General features: G+C 69.1%; 20 protein-coding genes. 13 read left to right on the top strand and 7 right to left on the bottom strand.

The window, feature by feature from the left end:
• Positions 1 to 211: 211 nt before the first annotated feature.
• Together OHT21_RS08870 and OHT21_RS08865 are read left to right on the top strand one after the other, a co-directional pair.
• Positions 212 to 1,900, top strand: coding sequence for an ABC transporter ATP-binding protein (locus OHT21_RS08870; protein WP_328767706.1), 1,689 nt, complete (start codon positions 212 to 214; stop codon positions 1,898 to 1,900).
• Positions 1,897 to 3,693, top strand: a complete 1,797-nt coding sequence (locus tag OHT21_RS08865) for an ABC transporter ATP-binding protein (protein ID WP_328767705.1) — start codon at positions 1,897 to 1,899, stop codon at positions 3,691 to 3,693. Before OHT21_RS08870 ends, OHT21_RS08865 begins: the two co-directional genes overlap by 4 nt.
• On the opposite strand, the gene OHT21_RS08860 is transcribed toward OHT21_RS08865, so the two are convergent.
• Complete coding sequence (locus OHT21_RS08860; protein WP_328767704.1) at positions 3,690 to 4,055, bottom strand: hypothetical protein; 366 nt, start codon at positions 4,053 to 4,055, stop codon at positions 3,690 to 3,692. The two genes, OHT21_RS08865 and OHT21_RS08860, sit on opposite strands and share 4 nt — an antisense overlap.
• On the opposite strand from OHT21_RS08860, the gene OHT21_RS08855 reads away from it, so the two are divergent.
• The gene (locus OHT21_RS08855; protein ID WP_328767703.1) at positions 4,047 to 4,469 is read left to right on the top strand and encodes a TetR family transcriptional regulator C-terminal domain-containing protein; all 423 of its coding nucleotides are present in this window, start codon (positions 4,047 to 4,049) and stop codon (positions 4,467 to 4,469) included. The genes OHT21_RS08860 and OHT21_RS08855 overlap by 9 nt on opposite strands.
• 40 nt (positions 4,470 to 4,509) lie before the next feature.
• Here the strand turns inward: OHT21_RS08855 and OHT21_RS08850 are convergent, their stop codons facing one another.
• On the bottom strand, positions 4,510 to 5,238 hold the full coding sequence (locus OHT21_RS08850; protein ID WP_328767702.1) for a spermidine synthase: 729 nt from the start codon (positions 5,236 to 5,238) through the stop codon (positions 4,510 to 4,512).
• 75 nt (positions 5,239 to 5,313) lie between these two features.
• Positions 5,314 to 6,999: a ribonuclease J gene (locus OHT21_RS08845; RefSeq protein WP_328767701.1), complete on the bottom strand. Its 1,686-nt coding sequence runs from the start codon at positions 6,997 to 6,999 to the stop codon at positions 5,314 to 5,316.
• A gap of 151 nt (positions 7,000 to 7,150) precedes the next feature.
• Here OHT21_RS08845 and OHT21_RS08840 point away from each other — a divergent pair, with 151 nt between their 5' ends.
• Positions 7,151 to 7,504, top strand: coding sequence for a MerR family transcriptional regulator (locus tag OHT21_RS08840; RefSeq protein ID WP_328767700.1), 354 nt, complete (start codon positions 7,151 to 7,153; stop codon positions 7,502 to 7,504).
• A 379-nt stretch (positions 7,505 to 7,883) separates the two neighbouring features.
• Here the strand turns inward: OHT21_RS08840 and OHT21_RS08835 are convergent, their stop codons facing one another.
• Positions 7,884 to 8,240, bottom strand: a complete 357-nt coding sequence (locus OHT21_RS08835; protein WP_328767699.1) for a hypothetical protein — start codon at positions 8,238 to 8,240, stop codon at positions 7,884 to 7,886.
• A 294-nt stretch (positions 8,241 to 8,534) separates the two neighbouring features.
• On the opposite strand from OHT21_RS08835, the gene OHT21_RS08830 reads away from it, so the two are divergent.
• The 7 genes from OHT21_RS08830 (at position 8,535) to OHT21_RS08800 (ending at position 15,926) form a co-directional block, all read left to right on the top strand.
• Positions 8,535 to 10,013, top strand: coding sequence for a SulP family inorganic anion transporter (locus OHT21_RS08830; RefSeq protein ID WP_328767698.1), 1,479 nt, complete (start codon positions 8,535 to 8,537; stop codon positions 10,011 to 10,013).
• A 396-nt stretch (positions 10,014 to 10,409) separates the two neighbouring features.
• On the top strand, positions 10,410 to 11,456 hold the full coding sequence (locus tag OHT21_RS08825) for a PP2C family protein-serine/threonine phosphatase (protein WP_328767697.1): 1,047 nt from the start codon (positions 10,410 to 10,412) through the stop codon (positions 11,454 to 11,456).
• A gap of 703 nt (positions 11,457 to 12,159) precedes the next feature.
• Positions 12,160 to 12,372, top strand: coding sequence for a hypothetical protein (locus OHT21_RS44620; RefSeq protein ID WP_443050331.1), 213 nt, complete (start codon positions 12,160 to 12,162; stop codon positions 12,370 to 12,372).
• Between the two features lie 265 nt (positions 12,373 to 12,637).
• Positions 12,638 to 13,726 carry a TerC family protein gene (locus OHT21_RS08815; RefSeq protein ID WP_328774008.1) on the top strand — a complete coding sequence of 363 codons (1,089 nt, stop codon included), beginning with the start codon at positions 12,638 to 12,640 and terminating at the stop codon, positions 13,724 to 13,726.
• 500 nt (positions 13,727 to 14,226) lie between these two features.
• Positions 14,227 to 14,715 (top strand): hypothetical protein, encoded by a 489-nt coding sequence (locus tag OHT21_RS08810; RefSeq protein WP_328767695.1) that lies wholly within the window; start codon positions 14,227 to 14,229, stop codon positions 14,713 to 14,715.
• Between the two features lie 21 nt (positions 14,716 to 14,736).
• Positions 14,737 to 15,651, top strand: coding sequence for a HipA family kinase (locus tag OHT21_RS08805; RefSeq protein ID WP_328767694.1), 915 nt, complete (start codon positions 14,737 to 14,739; stop codon positions 15,649 to 15,651).
• Complete coding sequence (locus OHT21_RS08800; RefSeq protein ID WP_328767693.1) at positions 15,648 to 15,926, top strand: SelT/SelW/SelH family protein; 279 nt, start codon at positions 15,648 to 15,650, stop codon at positions 15,924 to 15,926. Before OHT21_RS08805 ends, OHT21_RS08800 begins: the two co-directional genes overlap by 4 nt.
• Positions 15,927 to 16,037: 111 nt before the next feature.
• Here the strand turns inward: OHT21_RS08800 and aceB are convergent, their stop codons facing one another.
• Positions 16,038 to 17,669 (bottom strand): malate synthase A, encoded by a 1,632-nt coding sequence (gene aceB / locus OHT21_RS08795; RefSeq protein WP_328767692.1) that lies wholly within the window; start codon positions 17,667 to 17,669, stop codon positions 16,038 to 16,040.
• A gap of 136 nt (positions 17,670 to 17,805) precedes the next feature.
• Positions 17,806 to 18,405, bottom strand: coding sequence for a nucleotidyltransferase family protein (locus OHT21_RS08790; protein ID WP_328767691.1), 600 nt, complete (start codon positions 18,403 to 18,405; stop codon positions 17,806 to 17,808).
• A 191-nt stretch (positions 18,406 to 18,596) separates the two neighbouring features.
• On the opposite strand from OHT21_RS08790, the gene OHT21_RS08785 reads away from it, so the two are divergent.
• Positions 18,597 to 18,911, top strand: a complete 315-nt coding sequence (locus tag OHT21_RS08785; RefSeq protein ID WP_328767690.1) for a DUF5955 family protein — start codon at positions 18,597 to 18,599, stop codon at positions 18,909 to 18,911.
• Positions 18,912 to 19,314: 403 nt separating this feature from the next.
• Here the strand turns inward: OHT21_RS08785 and OHT21_RS08780 are convergent, their stop codons facing one another.
• Positions 19,315 to 20,133 carry an IclR family transcriptional regulator gene (locus OHT21_RS08780; RefSeq protein ID WP_328767689.1) on the bottom strand — a complete coding sequence of 273 codons (819 nt, stop codon included), beginning with the start codon at positions 20,131 to 20,133 and terminating at the stop codon, positions 19,315 to 19,317.
• A 254-nt stretch (positions 20,134 to 20,387) separates the two neighbouring features.
• On the opposite strand from OHT21_RS08780, the gene allB reads away from it, so the two are divergent.
• Complete coding sequence (gene allB / locus OHT21_RS08775; protein WP_328767688.1) at positions 20,388 to 21,758, top strand: allantoinase AllB; 1,371 nt, start codon at positions 20,388 to 20,390, stop codon at positions 21,756 to 21,758.
• Positions 21,759 to 21,762 lie beyond the last annotated feature (4 nt).

Raw genomic sequence — 21,762 nt, 5'->3', positions numbered from 1 at the left:
CCGTCCCGACATCTGGCTTCCCTCTGTCCCTGAGGGAAAGACCCCTGACCCGGGCGGAATACGCCCTGCTCGCTGTGTCCTTGCTCGGCCTGGCCGTCGACAGCCCTTGGGCACTCAGGGGGTTCGTGGGGGCGCAGGCTGGACGACGGGGGCTCGCGTGAGAGTCCTGTTACGTCTGTTGGCCGACGGCCTGCGCCCCTATGCCGGGTCTGTGGCTGCGATCGGCGTCCTGCAACTGGTGCAGATCACCGCGACGTTGTATCTGCCGACGCTGAACGCGGATGCCATCAACCGCGGGGTGCTGACTGGGGACACGGGGTACGTGCTGCGGGTCGGCGGGGTGATGCTTGGTGTGACGCTGGTGCAGATGACGTGTGCTGCCGCGGCCGTGTATGTGAGCGCGCGTACGGCGATGGCGCTGGGGCGGGATCTGCGGGCCGACGTCTTCGCCCGGGTGCAGACGTTCTCGGTGCGGGAGGTCGGCCGCTTCGGCGCGGCCTCGCTCATCACCCGGACCACCAACGACGTGCAGCAGATCCAGACGTTGGTCGTGCTGGTGTTCACGCTGGTGGTGGCCGCCCCGGTGATGGGCGTGGGTGCGCTGGTGATGGCGGTGCGTCTGGACGCGCCGTTGTCGTTGCTGCTGGTGGTGGTACTGCCGGTGCTGACGGTTGCCATGGGCGTGATCTTCGGTCGGCAGATGCCGCTGTCGGCTTCGCTGCAGCAGCGGGTGGACCGGGTCACCAAGGTGGTGCGGGAGCAGATCACCGGGATCCGGGTCGTACGGGCCTTCGTCCGTAACCGGCACGAGCAGGAGCGGTTCGCCGAGGTCAACCTGGACCTGCTGGATGTGGGCCTGCGGCTGGGGCGGATGCAGGCGTTCGGGATGCCGACCGCCATGCTGATCATGGAGTTCTCGGGGATCGCGGTGCTGTGGTTCGGCGGGCACCGGGTGGACGGCGGGGGGATGCAGGCGGGAACGCTGATCGCGTTCCTGCAGTACCTCACGCAGATCCTGCAGGCCGTGATGATGGCGATGATGGCGTTCCTGCTCTCGCCCCGGGCGAGCGTGTGTGCGACGCGCATCCGCGAGGTCCTGAACACCAGCAGCAGTCTGATCCTGCCCGCCTCGCCGGTCACCGAGCTGCGCGAGCCAGGCCGTCTGGAGCTCTGCGGCGTCGGCTTCCGTTATCCGGGTGCCGAGGAGCCCGTGCTGCGCGGAGTGTCCCTGACCGCCCGGCCCGGGCAGACCGTCGCGGTCGTCGGTTCCACCGGCAGCGGCAAGACGACGCTGCTGTACCTGATACCGCGGCTGTTCGACGCGAGTGAGGGACAGGTCCTTGTCGGGGGCAAGGACGTGCGCGAGGTGGACCGGGCCACGCTGGCGGCGACGGTCGGGCTGGTGTCGCAGAAGCCGTACCTCTTCTCCGGCACCATCGCCTCCACCCTGCGCTACGGGCGCCCGGAGGCCACGGACGACGAACTGTGGCAGGTGCTTCAGACCGCGCAGGCACGCGACTTCGTCGAGGCTCTGCCCGACGGGCTCGACGCGCCCGTCGCGCAGGGCGGCAGCAACCTGTCGGGCGGGCAGCGCCAGCGCCTGGCCATCGCACGGGTGCTGCTGGCCCGGCCGGACCTGTACCTCTTCGACGACTCCTTCTCCGCCCTGGACGCGGCCACCGACGCCCGCCTGCGCACGGCGCTGGCCGAGCGGATCACCGGTGCGACGGTCGTCATCGTCGCCCAGCGCGTGGCCACCGTCCGCCACGCCGACCGCATCGTCGTTCTGGACGAGGGCCGGGTCGAAGCGAGCGGCACGCACAGCGAACTGATGGACGCCAGCCCGACCTACCGGGAGATCGTCCTCTCCCAGATGACCGCAGAGGAGGCGGCCGTATGACGGCCGAAGCCGCACGCACCGCCAAGCCCCAGGACTCCCGCCGGACGGCCGAGCGGCTACTGCGTGCCCTGGGCCCTGACCGGCGGCTGCTGATCCTGTGCCTGACGCTGAGCATGGTGAGCGTGGCGCTGACCGTGTCCGTGCCGATGATCCTCGGCCACGCCACCGACCTGATTGTGCGCGGGGCGGCTGATGGGGGAGTGGACTTCGCGCGGGTCGGGTGGGTGCTCGCGGTGGCGGCCGGGCTCGTCGTCGTCTCCGCGTCCTGTGCCCTCGCGCGCGGGAGGCTGGCCCAGGACATCGGCCAGCGCACCGCCTACCGGCTGCGCGAGCAGGCATTCGCCAAGCTCACCGTCCTGCCGCTGAGTTACCTCGACCGCCGCCCGCGCGGCGATCTGATCTCCCGGCTCACCAACGACACCGACAACATCGCCCTTACCCTCCAGCAGCTCCTCACCAAGATCGCGGTATCGCTGCTCAGCGTCATCGGCGTGCTGGGCATGATGCTGTGGCTGTCGCCGCTGCTCACCCTGGTCGCGGTGGCGTCCCTGCCGGTGGCCGCGTTCGTCACCCGGCTGCTCGGTCGCCGCTCGCAACCCGAGTTCACCAAGCAGTGGCGGGCCACCGGCGAACTCAGCGCCCATGTCGAGGAGATGTTCACCGGCCACGACCAGGTGCTGCTCTTCGGCCGGGGTGAGGACGCCGAGCAGGTCTTCGACCAGCGCAACCACGCCGCGTTCGAGGCCGGCCGCCGCGCCCAGTTCTTCTCCGGCGTCATCGAACCCGCCCTGGCCTTCCTCGGGTACGTCACCTTCGTGGCCGTTGCCGTCCTCGGCGGGCTGCGGGTGGCGGCCGGCGCGATGACGATCGGCGAGATCCAGGCGTTCATCACCTACACCCTGCAGTTCAACAACCCCATCACCCAGGCCGCCGCCCTGGTCAACATCGTCCAGTCCGGCATCGCGTCGGCGGAACGCGTCTTCGAACTCGTCGACGCGGACGAGCAGACCCCCGACCCCGCGGTGCCGCGGCGACTCGGGCAGGTCACGGGGAGGGTGGAGTTCGAGCAGGTCTCCTTCCGCTACGAGCCGGCCGAGCCACTGATCGAGAACCTGGATCTCGCTGTCGCTCCGCACCAGACCGTCGCCATCGTCGGCCCCACCGGCGCCGGCAAGACCACCCTGGTCAACCTGCTGCTGCGGTTCTACGAACCCACCGGTGGCCGCATCACCCTCGATGGCACCGACATCGCCGCCCTGCCCCGCGCCGAACTGCGCGCCCGCATCGGCATGGTGCTCCAGGACACCTGGCTCTTCGAGGGCACCATCGCCGCCAACATCGCCTACGGCAAGGACGGCGCCACACACGAGGAGATTGTGGCGGCGGCGCAGGCTGCCCGCGCCGACCACTTCATCCGCACCCTGCCCGACGGCTACGACACCGTCCTCGACGAGAACGGCGAGGGCCTCAGCGCCGGCGAACGCCAACTGCTCACCATCGCCCGCGCCTTCCTCACCGAGCCGTCGATCCTGGTCCTCGACGAGGCCACCTCCTCCGTCGACACCCGCACCGAGGCCCTCGTCCAGCACGCCATGGCCGACCTGCGCACCGGCCGCACCAGCTTCGTCATCGCCCACCGGCTGTCCACCATCCGCGACGCGGACACCATCCTGGTCATGGAAGCGGGCCGCATCGTCGAACAGGGCACGCACGAGGAACTGTCCGAGGCCGGCGGGGCGTACGCCCGCCTGTACGAGGCCCAGTTCGCGCAGGCGGCGACGCTCCCCGCCTAACGGGTCTCCTCCCGGCGGTGCGGCAGGGCGAGCGACCGGACGGCGACGACGGCCAGGACCACGGCGATGACCAGGAACGCCCGCGCGTACCCGGCGGTGAGCGCCTGCACGCCGGGGACGTCGGCGGCGGCGACCGTGGAGAGCAGGGCGAGGCTGAGGGCGCCGCCGACCTGCTTGGTGGTGTTCATCAGTCCGGAGGCGGCTCCTGCGTCGGTGGGGTCGACGCCGCTGGTGACCGCGGTGGTGATCGGAGTGAGCAGGAGCCCGCTGCCGACGGAGATCAGCAGCGCTGGGCCCAGTACCCCGTCGAGGTAGCCGCTGTCGGGGGTGATGCGGCTCTGCCACCAGCCGCGTTGCGGCATCTGGAACAGCAGAGCCACGAGCGCTGGGCAGCCCGCCTGGCCGCCCAGCCGGGCCCGCCGTCCCCGCGGGCCCTTGTCGAGGCCCTGCTCGAAGAGGCCCTGCCCACCGACGAGGCGAGCCGCGCCTTCCACATCCTGTGGACCTCGTGCGCGATGCTGGCGATGACCGATCCCGAACTCGCCGCCGAGCCCTTCGCCGAGGGCCCGGAGCGCTTGGAGGCCGAGCTCGCCAATCTGCTGCGGCAGGCGCAGACGGATGGTGCCCTCGACGCACGCGTGGACCCGAGCGTCGAGTCCGTGCGCCTGCTCGCCCTCAGCCACGGCCTCGGTACGAGTGTCCTGGTCGGCCGGCGCACCCCGGAGTCCGCCCGGAAGGTGCTGGACCACCTGGAACGATTGTTCTCTCGTACTTGAGCGGTCGCGCCGCATCACCGGGTCCGGTCGAGCCGTCGTCCTACGGCGTTTCCGGTGCTGTACCCGCCAGGTAGACGGTGTTGGCCGAAGTGCCGCCTTGCAGGGGGTTGTCGAAGTCGACGACATGGGCCGCGGCCTGTGCGAAGACCTCCCTGAGTGCGGAGGTGAACTGCTCGTCGGGCGGATCGTTCGACCACAGGGCGAACACCCCGCCGGGGTGGAGGTGAGCGGCGAGGGCACGAAGCCCGGCAGGCTGGTAGAGCGCCGCGTGCCGGGGGTGGAGCACATGGCGCGGCGAGTGGTCGACGTCCAGCAGGATGGCGTGGAAGCGACGGCCCGGCTCTTTCGGGTCCAGCCCGCAGGGGTCGGCGGCCAGTGCGAAGAAGTCGCCGTGCACCAGGCGGCAGCGGGTGTCAGAGGTCAGCCGGGCTCCGAGGGGTACCAAGTGCCGCTGGTGCCAGTCGATGACTTCGGCGAGTGCGTCGATCACGGTCAGCGAGTGCACCCGGGGGTCGTCCAGGGCGGCCTGGGCGGTGTGGCCGAGTCCGAGTCCGCCGACGGCTACGTCCAGTTCGGTGTCCGGCAGTTCGGCCAGTCCGAGTTCCGCGAGCGCGATCTCGCCGGCGGTGAAGAGGCTGGACATCAGGAAGTCGTCGCCGAGCTTCACCTCGTACACGTCGTCGCCCGAGACCGGGTGGCGGCGCCGCCGCAGACTGATCTCACCGATCGGTGTCGGTTGCCAGTCGATCTCTTCGAAGCGCAGGCTCATCCGCTCACCTTTCTGACGTTCGTGGATGCGTGAGTGCCGCTGCCGCCGTGGGAATGGGGAGTTGGGGCGGCTCTGTCAGGCGTCGATGACGACCGGGATGATCAGTGGCCTGCGGCGGTGGGTACGGAACGCCCAGTTCGCCACGGCTCGGGCGATGAGCTGTTCCAACTGGTGCGCGTCGCCGACGCCTTCCTGGGCCGCGGTGGCCAAGGTCTTCTCGATCACCGGGATGACGGGTTCGAAGGTGGTGTCGTCGTGGACGAATCCGCGGGCCAGGAAGTCGGGGGTCTCGGCCAGCGCGCCGGTGTCGGCGTCGACGATGGCCACGACGGTGACGACGCCTTCCGCGGCGAGGGTGAGGCGGTCCTTGAGGGATGCCTCCGTCGCACCGCCGACCTCCATGCCGTCCACGTAGACGTTGCCCGCGGGCACCTTGCCGGTAATGGACGCGCGGCCGTCGACGAGGTCGACGACGACTCCGTCCTCGGCGATGACCACCCGGTCGGGATCGACGCCGGTACGGATGGCCAGGTCGGCGTTGGCCCGCAGGTGGCGCCATTCACCGTGGACGGGCATGACGTTGCGGGGTTTGACGATGTTGTAGCAGTACACGAGCTCACCGGCGCTCGCGTGCCCGGAGACGTGCACCTTGGCGTTGCCCTTGTGGACGACGTTGGCACCCCACCGGGTCAGTCCGTTGATCACCCGGTAGATGGCGTTCTCGTTGCCGGGGATGAGGGAGCTGGCGAGCAGGACCGTGTCGCCCTCGCCGATACGGATCACGTGGTCGCGGTTGGCCATCCGGGACAGGGCGGCCATGGGCTCGCCCTGGGATCCGGTGCAGACCAGGGTGATCTTGTGGTCCGGCAGCTTCTCCATTTCCTTGGTACTCACGACCAGGCCCGAGGGGACCTTCAGGTATCCGAGTTCGCGGGCGATGCCCATGTTGCGGACCATGGAGCGGCCCACGAAGGCGACCTTGCGGCCGTGCTGGTGGGCGGCGTCCAGGACCTGCTGGATGCGGTGCACATGGCTGGCGAAGCTGGAGACGATCACCCGGCGCGGGGCGGTCCGCATCACCTGTTCGATCGCGGGATTCAGTTCGCGCTCAGAGGTGGTGAAGCCGGGTACCTCGGCGTTGGTGGAGTCGGTGAGGAACAGGTCCACGCCCTCCTCGCCGAGGCGGGCGAAGGCGCGCAGGTCGGTGATGCGGTCGTCCAGGGGGAACTGGTCCATCTTGAAGTCGCCGGTGTGCAGCACCGTCCCGGCGCCGGTACGCAGGGCCACCGCGAGACCGTCCGGGATGGAGTGGTTGACCGCGACGAACTCGCAGTCGAACGGACCGAACCCACGCCGGTCGCCCTCACGCACCCGCACCGTGCGCGGGCGGATGCCGTGCTCCTTGAGCTTGGCCTCCAGGAACGCCAGCGTCAGCTTCGAGCCCACGACGGGAATGTCGGACCGCTCGCGCAGCAGATAGGGCACGCCCCCGATGTGGTCCTCGTGGCCGTGGGTCAGCACCACGGCCACGATGTCGTCCAGGCGGTCCCTGATCGAGGTGAAGTCCGGCAGGATCACGTCCACCCCGGGCTGGGTCTCCTCGGGGAACAGCACGCCGCAGTCGACGATGAGCAGCTTGCCGGCGTGCTCGAAGACGGTCATGTTGCGGCCGATCTCACCCAGGCCGCCCAGGGCTACGACCCGCAGCCCTCCCTCAGGCAGGGGAGGGGCGGTTTTCAGTTCTGGATGCGGATGACTCATATTCTGACGTTACCGGAGAGTCTGTCGAGGTGATCCACTGGCTGCCCAACCAGCCGGTTCAACACGGCGGCCGAGGAGGTCAGCGATTGGAGCGGGGCCCTACGGCTGCGGACGGGACAGCACGCGGTGGAGGTGGTACCGGTTGCCGTGGGTGAGCCGTACGCCTGGTGTGCTGGAGAAGATCCAGATCGGCGAGGTGTCCGAGCGCACAGGCTTGTTCCTGCGGACGATCCGCCACTACGAGGACATCGGCGTGGTCGGTCCCAGCGAGCGCAGTACGGGCGGCTTCCGCCTCTATGCGGAGGCGAAGGTGCGCAGGCTGGCACTGGTGCGCCGGATGCGCCCGCTCGGCTTCTGCCTGGAGGACGTACGGGCACTGCTGGACGTTTTGGGGCGGCTGCCCGACGCGGGCGGGCCCTTGCCCGAGAGCGACAAGGAGGCCAACTCCTTCGTGCGGGCGTTTCCCGACGCCCGCCTCGACCACCTACTCGCCGCACACGAATAGGACATGGTGCGACCGCGGGTGAGGCCGCTGCGCTGGGCTGGCGTAGGACAGTGGACCGCGGGTGCCCCAGCGGCCTTCCGGGATGCCGGCGACCGCATCGGAGCCAGTCGGCATCCGCAAGGTCCTGCAGCGGATGCCGCAGATCGGGGAGCGCGCACAGCCGCAGCTGCGAGGGCGGCCCCGCCAGGATGTCCGCCACTTCCGGCCGGGCGCCGGGCGTCCGCGCGGCGGCGGTCGGGTCGTCCATGCCGACCCCGCCGGACCCGAACGCCGGATGGGTGCAGGCACCGATCTCCTGCCGCGTCATCGGGACATGACTGCCCTCCGGATATCCGCCCCAGAATCTACTCTCACGTGAAGGTGGACTTGAGTGGCTTGCTCAGTGTGATGAGGCGGCCGGGAGGGAAGGCCGATGGCGGGTGTGGCGGAGTGTCCGTCTTGCGGGGAGGGCGAGGAGCTGCGCGGGGAGCCCCGCGAGGGTGACATCCGGGTCACCTGCCTGTCGTGCGGGGCCCAGTGGATGCGGGGCGCTCCCTGCTGTGCGGGCTGCGGTGGTCAGGAACATCGTGGCGCGGCCGCAGGCGATGACCCGCCACTCGCGCGGCACCCAGCTGTCGATCGCCTCCCGGTAGACGTCCGCGCGGAGCCTGTCCAGCCATGAGGGCTCCTTCCCGCGTCGGCGTTCGGTAATGGCCTCCGGGCGGCGGATCTCGTACCGTTCCCACAACTCGGTCATACCCACGTCCGGCTGGGGGCGCGTGCTGGGCCGGAAGCGTGCGGACCTTCGCCGATCTCTGCGGCCAGCTCGGGGTGCCCCGGTCGATGGGTGCGGTCGGCACCAGCGCGCCTGTGGCTGCTAGTGGACTGCGACACGGCCGGTGGCGCGTTGGGCGGCCTCAGATGGCGATCTTTGGTCTTGTTTTGACGTGTTCCATACGGCATCTTTACGCATGGAGTGCCGGGAAGTCTGGTCGGCGGTTCGGTCCGCCATGGGCCGACGTCAGCATGCCGTCGACCGGAGTGGGGGCCGATGTTCCAGCGCGTCGCAAAAGAGATTCTTTCCGGCTTGACCGTGGCGGTCGTGGCGTTGCCGTTGGCGATCGCCTTCGGCATCACGGCGACGGGCACCTCCGAGGGTGCGCTCGTCGGACTGTACGGCGCGATCTTCGCCGGATTCTTCGCGGCGGTGTTCGGTGGTACTCCTGGCCAGGTGACCGGCCCGACCGGTCCCATCACCGTCGTCGCCACCGGGGTGATCGCCGAGCACGGGCTCGAGGGCGCGTTCCTTGCGTTCATCATGGCCGGCGCGTTCCAGATCCTGTTCGGGTTGTGCAGGCTCGGATCCCTGATCCGCTACATACCCCACCCCGTGGTATCGGGTTTCATGGGCGGAATCGCACTGATCATCATCCTGGGCGAACTGGACCAGGTGCAGAGCAGTTTCCTGGTGGTGGCGGGCACGATCGTGCTCATGCTCGTATCCACGCGAGTGATCAAGTCGGTCCCGGCGAGTCTGATCGCGCTCCTGCTCATCACCCCGGCCCTGCAGCTCACGGACTCGCTGCTGCAGGATGTGCGCCTCGGGCCGGTCCCGCTGAACACGGCAATCGATTACATAGGCCAGATCCCGGAGTCGATCCCTTCGATCACCGTCCCCGAGCTCAGCGGGTCCCTGCTGCTCGCCCTCGTCATGCCCGCGCTCAGCATCGCCCTGCTGGGCTCCATCGACTCGCTGCTGACCTCGGTCGTCATGGACAACATCACCGGCAACCGGCACCGCAGCAACAAGGAACTGATCGGCCAGGGACTCGGCAACGCCGCCAGCGGACTATTCGGCGGCCTGGCCAGCGCCGGCGCGACCGTCAGGTCCGTGGTCAACGTCAGAAGCGGCGGCCGCACCGCGCTGTCGGCGGCCACGCACAGCGTCATCCTCCTCGCCCTCGTGGCCGGACTCGGGGCCGTCGTGCAGTACATCCCCCTCGCGGTGCTGTCGGGAATCCTGATCCTGACCGCGTTCGGCATGTTCGACTGGGAGAGCCTGCGCAAAGCGCATGTCTCGCCGAGGGGCGACGTCGTCGTGATGTTCGCGACGATGATCATCACCGTTGTCGTCGACCTGACCGCGGCGGTCGCCGTCGGCGTCGTACTGGCGCTGTTCGTGCACGCCGTGAAGTCGCGCCGACGCAAAGCCTCAATCGCGCACGACGGCGGCGGCACCTACCGCATCGAGGGACCGCTGTCGTTCCTGTCCGTCGACCGCGTCTTCACAACACTCCGCGACGACTCGTCGACCGTGTCGCTGAACCTGAAGCACGTCGACTACATCGACCTGTCCGGGGCCAATGCTTTGCTGAGCTTCATCGACCACTCGCACAAGTCCGGCGTCGAACTCGGCATCAGGGACTTGCCACCGCATGTCGAGGACAGGCTGTTCGCGCTCGCGGACGAGGAACAACGCGACAAGCTCATGGCCAGCGTGAAAGACCGTTCCACCGAAACCGCCTGCTGAGGTCGAACTCATGGTGTCGCAAGGGCTGACGGCTCCTGGTCCGTGCTCTGTCCCCGGGGCGTATGGCATCCACAGGGCGGTGCTGACCGCCGAACGGGAACAGTTCCGCGAGCAGCTCCTTGTTCGTGGCCTGGTCCCCGGGTGCCGAGGTCTCTGCTGGGCGACCAGCGGACGCGGCGCCGTCGTGGCCACGTGCCCGCGCGTTGGGTCTGTGGCTTTCAGAGAAAGTTGCCCGGGGCAGCGCGTTCGATTCGCCTCATCATGGAGACAGGCGCGCAACGTCTGGGAAGATGAATCTTGCTCTGTGCGAGTGCACGAGGGCGTGATGGGGGAGGGGTTCCGGCGGCCTGTGGCGCTCCCTTGGACCGACAGGCCGCCGAAGTGTCGGAGGGCGATATGTCCGCGAAGAACCGTCGGCTGACGGTCCTGTCCGTCCTGCCCTTCGCCATGATGGGCGTGGTCGCGGTGGTGGATGTGGCCGTAGGCCCTTCGGTGGGATTGCTGCCGCTGGTGGCGGTGGGACCGGCCTTCGCCCCGCTCGTCGGAGGTTGGCGACGCACCGCGTGGGTCGGTGTGATCGCGCTGCTGCTCTGTGCCGGCTTGGGCCTGTACAACGGCCTGTTCGAGGCCCGCCGCGGCTATATGAACCTTGCCTCCGTCCTTGGCGTCACAGTGGCGGGACTCGTGGCCGTGTTCATGCGCCGGGAGCGGGAGGCGGAGCTCGACAACGTCCGGTCGATCGCTGAGGCGGCCCAGCGGGTGCTGCTCAAGCCGGTGCCGCGTCTGGCTGGGGAACTACGCGCGGCCGTCTGCTACATGTCCGCCGTCGCGGAGGCGCGTATCGGCGGTGACCTGTACGAAGTGGTCGCCGCCCCGCAGGGCGTGCGCGTGATCGTGGGGGACGTACAGGGGAAGGGGCTCGAAGCGGTGGAGACCGCGGCCGTGGTCCTGGGCGCCTTCCGTGAAGCGGCGCTGGACGAGGCGGACCTCACCCAGGTGGGGCGGAGGCTGGAGCGGTCCGTCGACCGGCAACTGGAGGAGGAGAAGTTCGTCACCGCCATTCTCGCCGAGATGACAGACCGGCGGGTGACGTTCCTGAACTACGGCCACCCAGCACCGCTGCTGGTCCACGCCGACGGTTCCGCGAGTCTTCCCGAGCCGGACGTTTACGCGCTTCCGCTGGGCCTGGGTGTGCACGGCCCGTCCCAGCCGGAGCCGTACTCCGCGGACTTTCGACCAGGAGACCAACTGCTGCTCTACACGGACGGGGTCATCGAGGCACGCGACGACGAAGGACGTTTCTTCCCGCTCACCGAGCGCGTTCACTTCCTCAAGGAGGACGATCCGGAGGCGGCGCTGGAAACCCTGCGACAGGCGCTGCTGCAGCATGTGAACGGACCCCTGCAGGACGACGCCGCCATGCTGCTGCTCCGCTACCGCTGACCCTGCCGTCCCTGACAGGCCACCTGGGCCGGACGAGCGTTGACTGGCCCTCCACTGCGTAGCTGTCAGTCTGTCTTTGGATACGGACGGGGCCGTATGCGACGGCGGAGCACGGCGCGTGCGGCGCCTCGGGGCCCTCCTCGCTGTTGCTCCGGGCTGCTGCGCTCACTGAAACCACGCATGCGTGGAGAGTTCCGGTCGCACGCCGCGCTGGGCGCGGGCGAGGGCGACGGCGCTGGACAGGAGCCCGACGTGGACTGAGTGCCTGGGGGAAGTTGCCGAGGAAGGAGTGGTCGCCAGGGTCGATCTGTTCGGCGAACAGGCCGAGTGGGCTGGCGTAGGAGCAGAGTGTCCCGAACAGGTGGGAGGCTTCGTCGACGCGTGCTTGGCCCCGCGAGGTTGTCCACGTGCCAGAAGCTGCGCAGCAGGAAGGTGCCTTCCGGTTCGTCGAGTCCGTCGGGTGACTCCTCCGGCAGGTAGCGGTATAGCAGGCCATTGCCCGCTTCGAGGCGTTCGGTGATGGCCTCGCAGGGGCAGAGGGGGCACTGTGGTGGTCTATCCGCGGCCGGGAGGCGGTCAGGCGCAGCTTCAGGGACTGCCGGGGGCAGGCCACTTGCCATCCGCCGGTGTGACGCTCGGGTTGCGCGCCGCCGCGCGGTCGTATCGACATGGTGAGAGCGACAGAGCCGTGGGTGACTCTGGCGTGCCGGGACGAGTTCACCTCGGCTGGCCGGCAGTCCTCTTCGAGGCGCGTACCTGGTTCGAGGAGGAAGGCGTCGGTGACCTCGACGACACCGGTGCCCGCCCGCAGTTCTGCCACGAGGACACCGGTGTCCTCCAGGTTGGCCTGGCGGCTGTGCCGCAGCCGGTCCGGGGCCAGCAGGAAGGAACCGCCGCGGTGGAGGTCGAGCAGTGAGCAGGACAGGGGCAGCGCGTCGAAGCGGGGGACGCACATGAAGCTGATGGCGCCGTCGCGGCCCACCAGGGCGGAGCCACGGCCGTCACCGATCAGGCCGTGGTCTTCGATCGGCAGATACCCCGTCCGTCCCGGCGAGCGATCAACGGCTACGAAAATCTTGTCAAGGCTCCCGTCGGTTTCCGGGTTCGCCCGGCGCGGCGAGATGCCGGAAACTCCTGTATGAGGGCCTGCGTGGGTGTGGGCCGTGGAGAGGGTGACCGGCGTGATCGAGGTCCCGCTCTGGTTGTGGGCGGCGTTTGCCGTGACGGTGGTGGTGTCGCTGGCGGTGGACCTGGTGGCTCACCGTGCCGCACACGTCATCGGCTTCAAGGAGGCTGCCGCCTGGAGCGCCCTGTGGGTGGGCCTTGCTCTGGTCTTCGGTGCGGTCGTCTTCGTCGTCCTCGGCACGACGGCCGGTGTCGAGTACACCACCGCGTGGCTCCTGGAGAAGAGCCTGTCGGTGGACAATCTCTTCGTCTTCGCCGTGATCTTCGCCTACTTCAGGGTGCCCCGTGCCTACCAGCACCGTGTCCTGTTCTTCGGTGTGATGGGCGCCCTGGTCTTCCGCGGGATCTTCCTCACCCTCGGCGTCGCCGTGGTCAGTCGCTTCACCGCGGTGCTGTTCGCCTTCGCGGCAGTGCTCTTCTACAGCACGTACAAGCTCCTCAAGGGCGACGAGGAAGGTTTCGATCCCGGCAAGAGCTTCGCCCTGCGGATGCTCCGCAAGATCATCCCTGTGCGGAACGAGTACGCGGGTATGAAGTTCTTCGTCAAGGAGGCCGGGAAACGCGTGGCCACCCCGCTTCTCGCGGTGGTCGCCGCGATCGAGGCGGCCGACCTGGTCTTCGCCGTCGACAGCGTCCCCGCCGTGCTCGCCGTCAGCGACGACCTCTTCATCGTCTACACCAGCAACGCGTTCGCCATTCTGGGCCTGCGTGCCCTGTACTTCCTGCTCGCCGGCCTGCTGGACCGGTTCCACTACCTGAACATCGGCCTCGCGATCATCCTCGGCTTCATCGGGGTCAAGCTGGCCCTCCAGGCGGCCCACAAGACGATCAGCTCCAGCGTCCCGGAAATCCCCTCGCAGATCAGTCTCGCGGTCATCGTCGTCGTGCTGGCCGCATCCGTCGTACTCAGTCTGCGGCGACCTGTCCCTCCCCAGCTGCCCCACGCCGCCCAGGAGGAGGCAGCCCCACGGCCGGACACGGCTACCAAGAACCCCGGACCTGTCAGCTCTCCGCGGGCAGAGCGGGAGCAGCGGGAGCAGCGGGACGGCCCGGCGCGGCGCGCTGATCGCGCGGACGATGACTGAGCACGTGACCTGTCTCTTTTCTCCGATCAGGCAATCTATCGTTAAAGAATGAGTAAACGCGAGCATGAGACCGGCCCTCAGGGGACGCTTGTGTGCCCGGTCTGCAAGCGGCCTCTGCAGATGACCGTCAAGAGACGGCACAAGACCTTGGGAGTCTTCGTGCCCGTGTGGGGCCCGGGCCCCTGCCACAACCCTGACTGCCCCGAGTACCTCGAGGAGCCGAACCACAGCCACCCCCAGGGACGCTGACACCACAGCCGACACCAGGCTGACGGATGCCGTGCTCGGGGCCGCGGGCGTGGCTCGCATGCCGTTGTCGGCGCATGGAGGTACTCGTCCGCTTCCGCGGCGGCCGGCTCCACCACCTCCTGGAAAGGCCGGGTGACGGACCGTGCCTGGTGGGCCTGCGCGTGCACGGAGCTCGAGTCGGTGAGTTCGGTGGTGATCACCCGCGTACGTCGCCCCGCGTCCCGCCGCAGCTCCTCCGCAGCGGCCCACCGGTGGAAGTGGAGCTTCCATGGGGGAAGCCGGAGGGGCAGGGGAGGAAGTTCTCGCTGCTCCTCACCACGCGGTTCGGCAACGCCGTCGCGGTGAACACGTGGAATACCTGCATCTGGAAGCCCGCGTTGGCCGAGGCAGGCATCATCCCGCCGCGCGCCACAGGAGCGAAACGCTGGCAGTGGGCGGCGGCCCCGAAGGACGGCTTCCACGTGCTGCGGCACACTTATGCCTCGCTCATGCTGGAGGCCGGAGAGTCTGTCGTGACCTTGGCGCGGTGGCTCGGGCAGTCCTCGCTCGCGATCACCCTTGGTTACTATGCTCACTTCATGCCGGAGGCCGGAAGCAAGGGCGAACCGCCATCGACGGGCTGCTCGGGAAGCAGAGGGAACTGCATGCCAGTCGAAACTCCCCAGATTCTCCCCAGGGCCATTGACGGGCGGTTCGCGTTGCCGCGCCCCTCCAGCGGTGGTCGTGGATTTCAAGGTTGAATAGACAGGTTGCCTGGGAAAATGCTGAAAGAGGTCACCACTACCCGCTACATCACGCCCCTGCGTGAGGGTGGCTCGCTGCCCGGGCTCGTCGAGGCCGATGACCTCGGCACCTACGTCGTGAAGTTCACCGGCGCCGCGCAGGGCAGGAAGGCGCTGGTCGCCGAGGTGATCGTGGGTGAGCTGGCCCGGGCGCTGGGGCTCAGGTTCCCCGAGCTGGTCCTGGTGCACTTCGACCCGTCGATCGCCGACGAGGAGCCGCATCAGGAAGTGCGGGACCTGCACAGCGCCAGCGCCGGCATCAACCTCGGCATGGACTTTCTGCCGGGCGCGAAGGACTTCACGCCCGAGGTCGCCGAGACATTCCGGGTGGACCCGCTGGAGGCGGGCCGGATCGTCTGGCTCGACGCGCTGACCGTCAACGTCGACCGTACGGTCCACAGCTCCAACCTGATGGTCTGGCCCACGCTCGGCATCGCACCCCCGCGCCTCTGGCTCATCGACCACGGCGCCGCTCTCGTCTTCCACCACCGCTGGGACGCGACGGAACCGGAGAAGGCGTACGACTTCCGGCACCACGCGCTCGGCCACTACGCCCCGGACGTACGGGCCGCCGACGCCGAGCTCGCGCCCCGCGTGACCCAACAGCTCCTCCGCGAGATCACCGCCGAAGTGCCCGACGCCTGGCTCACGGACGAGCCGGGCTTCGCCACACCCGACGAGCTGCGCGAGGCCTACGCCGGCTACCTCCACGCGCGCGTACGGGCATCGGCGGCCTGGCTGCCCACGGATTTCCCCACTCGGGAGGAACTCGCCGCCGAGCAGGCCCTGCGCGCGGCGAAAAGTCAGCAAGGCCGTCCGAAGTGGCTCCAGCGGGTCCCCGACCTGCACGGCAAACCGGCGGCGGAACAGGATTGGTCGGTACACCTCGGATGACCCACCGCGTTCAGATCGAGTACTGCACCCAGTGCCGCTGGCTGCCCCGCGCCGCATGGCTGGCGCAGGAGCTGCTGACCACCTTCGAGACCGAGCTGACGGAACTCGCCCTCAAGCCCGGCACCGGCGGCGTGTTCGTCGTACGCGTCGACGACGAGGTGGTCTGGGACCGCCGCGAACAGGGCTTCCCGGAGCCGACGGCCGTCAAGCGCCTCGTACGCGACCGCGTGGCCCCGGGCAGGACCCTGGGCCACTCGGAGAAACCGGCGGAATGACCGCCGACTGACTGCGGAATGACCGCCGACTGACTGCGGAATGACCGCCGACAGACGGCGGACTGACTCAGCCTGCGGACCGACTCAGCCTGCGGGCTGACTCGGCCGGGCTCAGCCGGCGAGCTGCTCGTACGCGGGCAGCGTCAGGAAGTCCACGTACTCCTCGTCCAGCGACACCTTCAGGAGCAGGTCGTGGGCCTGCTGCCAGTTGCCCGCCGCGAAGGCCTCGTCGCCCAACTCGGCGCGGAGGGCGGTCAGTTCCTCGGCGGCGATCTTGCGGGCCAGCTCGGGCGTGGCCTTCACCGTGTCCCCGGCGTGCTCGAACTCGACGCCCGCGTTGATCCACTGCCAGATCTGGGAGCGGGAGATCTCGGCGGTGGCCGCGTCCTCCATGAGGTTGAAGATGGCGACCGCGCCCATGCCGCGCAGCCAGGCCTCGATGTAGCGGATGCCGACCTGGACCGCGTTGACGAGGCCCGCGTACGTCGGCTTGGCTTCGAGGGAGTCGACGGCGATCAGGTCGGCGGCCTTGACGTCGACGTCCTCGCGCAGCCGGTCCTTCTGGTTCGGCTTCTCGCCGAGCACCGCGTCGAAGGACGCCATCGCGATCGGCACGAGGTCCGGGTGCGCGACCCAGGAGCCGTCGAAGCCGTCCCTCGCCTCGCGGTCCTTGTCGGCCTTGACCTTCTCGAAGGCGACCTTGTTGACCTCCTCGTCGCGCCGCGAGGGGATGAACGCCGCCATGCCGCCGATCGCGTGCGCCCCGCGCTTGTGGCAGGTGCGCACGAGGAGTTCGGTGTACGCGCGCATGAACGGAGCCGTCATCGTCACCGCGTTGCGGTCCGGCAGGACGAACTTCGGCCCGCCGTCACGGAAGTTCTTCACGATGGAGAAGAGGTAGTCCCAGCGGCCCGCGTTCAACCCCGAGGCGTGGTCGCGGAGTTCGTACAGGATCTCCTCCATCTCGTACGCCGCCGTGATCGTCTCGATGAGGACGGTGGCGCGGATGGTGCCCTGCGGGATGCCGACGTAGTCCTGCGCGAAGACGAACACGTCGTTCCAGAGGCGGGCCTCCAGGTACGACTCCGTCTTGGGGAGGTAGAAGTACGGGCCCTTGCCGAGGTCGAGCAGGCGCTGCGCGTTGTGGAAGAAGTACAGCCCGAAGTCGACGAGCGCGCCCGGCACCGCGGTGCCCGAACTGTCGACCAGATGGCGCTCGTTGAGGTGCCAGCCGCGCGGGCGCATCACGACCGTCGCCAGCTCCTCGGCCGGCTTCAGGGCGTACGACTTGCCCTCGGGGGACGTGAAGTCGATACGGCGCTCGTACGCGTCGGTGAGGTTGAGCTGGCCGAGGATCACGTTCTCCCAGGTGGGCGCGGAGGCGTCCTCGAAGTCCGCGAGCCAGACCTTGGCGCCCGAGTTGAGGGCGTTGATGGTCATCTTGCGGTCGGTGGGTCCTGTGATCTCGACGCGACGGTCGTTCAGGGCCTCGGGGGCCGGGCCCACCTTCCAGGAGTCGTCGGCCCTGATGGCGGCGGTCTCGGGGAGGAAGTCGAGCGTGGAGGTACGGGCGATCTCGGCGCGCCGCTCGGCACGACGGACGAGGAGCTCGTCACGCCGGGGCGTGAACCGCCGGTGCAGTTCGGCCACGAAGGCGAGTGCGGCGTCCGTGAGGACCTCACCCTGCCGGGGCAGAGGCTCGGCGTCGACGATGGCCAGCGGGGAGGGCGCTGGTGCGGACATGAGCTGTCACTTCCTTCAGCGAGCTGACTTCAGTACACGGCGGCACTGGATGCCAGTGGATACTAATTTCCTCATAGTGGAAGTTCAATGGCGAGCGGCTGTGGGCGGCTGTGGGCGGCTTTGGGTGGCACGTCACTCACTCCAAGTGGATCAGGTCGTCCTCCGTGTCGATGTCGTACGCCTCCGCCACATCACCGCACTCGACGAGCGTGATCGCGTCGTCGTGCGCCTTCAGATAGGCGCGTGCCCCGCGATCCCCGACGGCAGTCGCGCTGATACCGGTCCAGTGGTCGGCGCCGAACAGCACGGGGTGCCCGCGTACACCGTTGTACGAGGCTGCCGCGAGCGATGCCTCGGAGTCGTACGCGGCGAGCACGCGGGCCACCGCCTCCGGCCCGATGCCGGGCTGGTCGACCAGCGACACCAGGGCGGCCCGCGCCCCCGTTTCGGCCAGCGAGTCGAGGCCGGCGCGCAGCGAGGAGCCCATGCCCTCCTCCCACTGGGCGTTGTCGACGAGCACGCAGCCGGGCAGTGCGGCTGTCGCGCGGACCAGGTCCGCCTGCGCTCCCAGGACCACGTGCACTTGGGCGCAGCCGCCCTCGCGGAGTACGCCCGCCGCGTACTCGACGAGGGGGCTGCCTCGGTGTTCGAGCAGCGCCTTGGGGCGCCCGCCTAGCCGCCGGCCGCCGCCTGCCGCGAGTAGCAGGCCCGCCACCTGGTCCCGTTTCCCTGTCATGCCTCTTGCTTACCTGACACTGCGGCGAGTTCATGGTGTCGGTCGACTGAATTTCGGTCCTCGGAGTGGCGCCCACCGCTGCGGGTGGCGTTTACTGGCCCGCGGTCCCCGGTGCCTGACCAACGCCACGGGGTGTTCGACGGAAGCAGTACGTACGTCCGGCGCACGAAGGAGTGCGAGGGGGGAGAGCTGTGTTGCGGAGCTTGGGGCAGAGGTCAGTGACCGGCAGCGACGAGGATCCGAGGGTGGCGGAGCTCAGGACCGCGGTGTCCCGCTTGCGCCGCGAACTTGCCACGCATCCCGCCGAGTTCCCGGATCGCGGGATCGCGGAGGACGAGCTGGCTGCGCTGGCCGCGATGACGGTGAGCGGCATCCCCGAGGTACCGCGGCTGCGCCGCTCGCTGCTGTTGATCGCCGGCTCCATCGGCTCGGTGAGCGCGCTGGCGCCCGGGTTGCGGGAGGTGCGCAGCGCGGTGGAGATGTTCGGGGATCCTCCCCGGCGCTGAGCGCCACTGCCTTCGGCGGTTGGGGCGGTGGGTTCGTGTTTGGGTGCGGGTGCGTTGTGGCTGGTCGCTCCCCCACTCTCGGCTCCTCCCCCACTCTCGGCTTCGCTCGAGCGGGGGGACCCCCATGAGCGGGGGGACCCCCATCGCGGCGGAGCCGCAATTGTCACAGCCCCGCGCCCCTTGGGTCCGTGCGTGGGTCGGGGCCGTGGGCCGGTGCGTCAGCCCGTCGCAGGGCGGGCATACGGCTCTGGCCTGGTACAAGGCCCTGGTCCTCCGAGACCGGACCTAAGCGACGGGCATACGACGCACCGGCCCACGACCCCTCCCGCCGGAGAGAGGGTGCGGGTGCGTTGTGGCCGGCGTCCACGCGGCGGAGCCGCACATTGATGCAGCCCCGCGCCCCTTACGGGGCGCTTGGCCCCGAGCTCGCCAACGCCTCCGACAGTTCCACCGCGATCTGCTGCAGCACGGGCACCGTCTTCTCCGTCATCGCCTCCGTTACCCGGCCGGCCGGGCCCGAGATCGAAATCGCCGCCGCGGTGGGTGAGTTGGGGACGGAGACCGCCAGGCAGCGGACGCCTATCTCCTGCTCGTTGTCGTCCACCGCGTATCCGGAGCGGCGGACCTCTTCCAGTGCGGTGAGGAATGCGTCCGGTGACGTGATCGTCTTGTCCGTGGCGGCCGGCATGCCCGTACGGGACAGCAGGGCGCGTACCTCGTTCGCCGGGAGGTGGGCGAGCAGGGCCTTGCCGACGCCGGTGGAGTGCGGCAGGACCCGGCGGCCGACCTCGGTGAACATCCGCATCGAGTGCTTCGACGGGACCTGCGCTACGTACACGATCTCGTCGCCGTCGAGCAGCGCCATGTTCGCCGTCTCGCCGGTCTCCTCGACCAGGCGCGCCAGGTAGGGCCGGGCCCAGGTGCCGAGCAGCCGGGAGGCGGACTCGCCGAGGCGGATCAGGCGAGGGCCGAGCGCGTACCGGCGGTTGGCCTGCTGGCGTACGTAACCGCAGGCCACGAGCGTGCGCATCAACCGGTGGATCGTCGGCAGCGGCAGCCCGCTGCTCACGGAGAGCTCGCTGAGGCCCACCTCGCCGCCCGCGTCCGCCATTCTCTCCAGCAGGTCGAAGGCGCGCTCGAGGGACTGGACGCCACCGCTGGGTGCGGAGTTCTTCGATGCGGAGGCATCCGCAGGGGCGTCGCTGTCGCTGGACGTCGGCACGGGGCGTTCCTTTCAGGTCCGGCAGGAGAAGCAGCCTATCGGCCGGTCAGTTGGTTGACGGACCGGCTGTGGATAACTACGTTCTGCTCAATGAAAGCGGAATTCCGCTTTATGGAAGATTCCAGGCGGAGGGGTGCGCTCTTGACGAGGTGGAGCCTGCGGGGAAGACTCCTTCAACATAACGTTGAATTTCGCAATGCGGAAGAGGCGGAAGAAAACGGCAGCGCGGAACAGCACGGCTGAGAGGGGCCCGGGTGTCCGACCACGGATGGAGCGAGGGTCAGGGCGAGGTGCGGGGCGATCTGGTCCTGCGCTCGACGCGCGTCGTCACTCCCGAAGGGACACGCGCCGCCTCGGTCGCGGTCGCGGAGGGCAAGATCACGGACGTACTGCCGTACGACACTGAAGTGCCCCCTGGAGCGCGGCTGGAGGACTTCGGCGACGACGTCCTGCTACCCGGCCTCGTCGACACCCACGTGCACGTCAACGACCCTGGCCGCACAGAGTGGGAAGGCTTCTGGACCGCCACCCGCGCCGCGGCGGCCGGTGGCATCACGACGCTGATCGACATGCCGCTCAACTCCCTTCCGCCGACCACGACGGTCGACCACCTTCGTACCAAGAAGGACGTCGCCCGGTCCAAGGCCCATATCGACGTCGGCTTCTGGGGCGGCGCCCTGCCCGACAACGTCAAGGACCTGCGCCCGCTGCACGACGCCGGAGTCTTCGGCTTCAAGGCGTTCCTCTCACCCTCCGGAGTCGACGAGTTCCCCGAGCTGGACCAGGAGCAACTCGCCCGTGCGCTCGCCGAGATCGCGGGCTTCGACGGCCTGCTGATCGTGCACGCCGAGGACCCGCACCAGCTTGCCGCCGCCCCTCAGAAGAGCGGCGGCGCGTACGCCGACTTCCTCGCCTCCAGGCCGCGCGACGCCGAGAACACCGCCATCGCCCAGCTCATCGCGCAGGCGGGGCGCCTCCACGCGCGCGTGCACGTGCTGCACCTCTCCTCCAGTGACGCGCTGCCCCTGATCGCCACCGCCAAGCGGGAGGGCGTACGACTGACCGTCGAGACCTGTCCGCACTACCTCACGCTCACGGCCGAGGAAGTCCCGGACGGGGCAAGCGAGTTCAAGTGCTGCCCGCCGATCCGCGAGGCGGCCAACCAGGACGCGCTGTGGCAGGGCCTGATCGACGGCACGATCGACTGCATCGTGTCCGACCACTCGCCCTCCACCGCCGACCTCAAGACCGCCGACTTCACCACCGCCTGGGGAGGCATCTCCTCACTCCAACTGGGCCTTTCGGCGATCTGGACCGAGGCCCGTAGGCGAGGCCGGTCCCTCGAGGACGTCGTCCGCTGGATGTCCGCGCGCCCCGCCGAACTGGCCGGACTCTCCCAGAAGGGAGCCATCGAGGCCGGCCGCGACGCCGACTTCGCGGTCCTCGCGCCCGAGGAGACCTTCACCGTCGACCCCGCCGCGCTGCACCACCGCAACCGGGTCACGGCGTACGCGGGCCGGACCCTGCACGGCGTCGTCAAGTCCACCTGGCTGCGCGGCCAACGCATCGTGGCCGACGGCGAGTTCGGCGAGCCTGCCGGCCGATTTCTCGAGAGGAACCACTGATCAC

The sequence above is a fragment of the Streptomyces sp. NBC_00286 genome (genome assembly GCF_036173125.1).
Taxonomy (GTDB): Bacteria; Actinomycetota; Actinomycetes; order Streptomycetales; family Streptomycetaceae; genus Streptomyces.
Note: the sequence above shows the minus strand (reverse complement) of the source record. Positions and strands in the feature narration are given on the sequence as shown.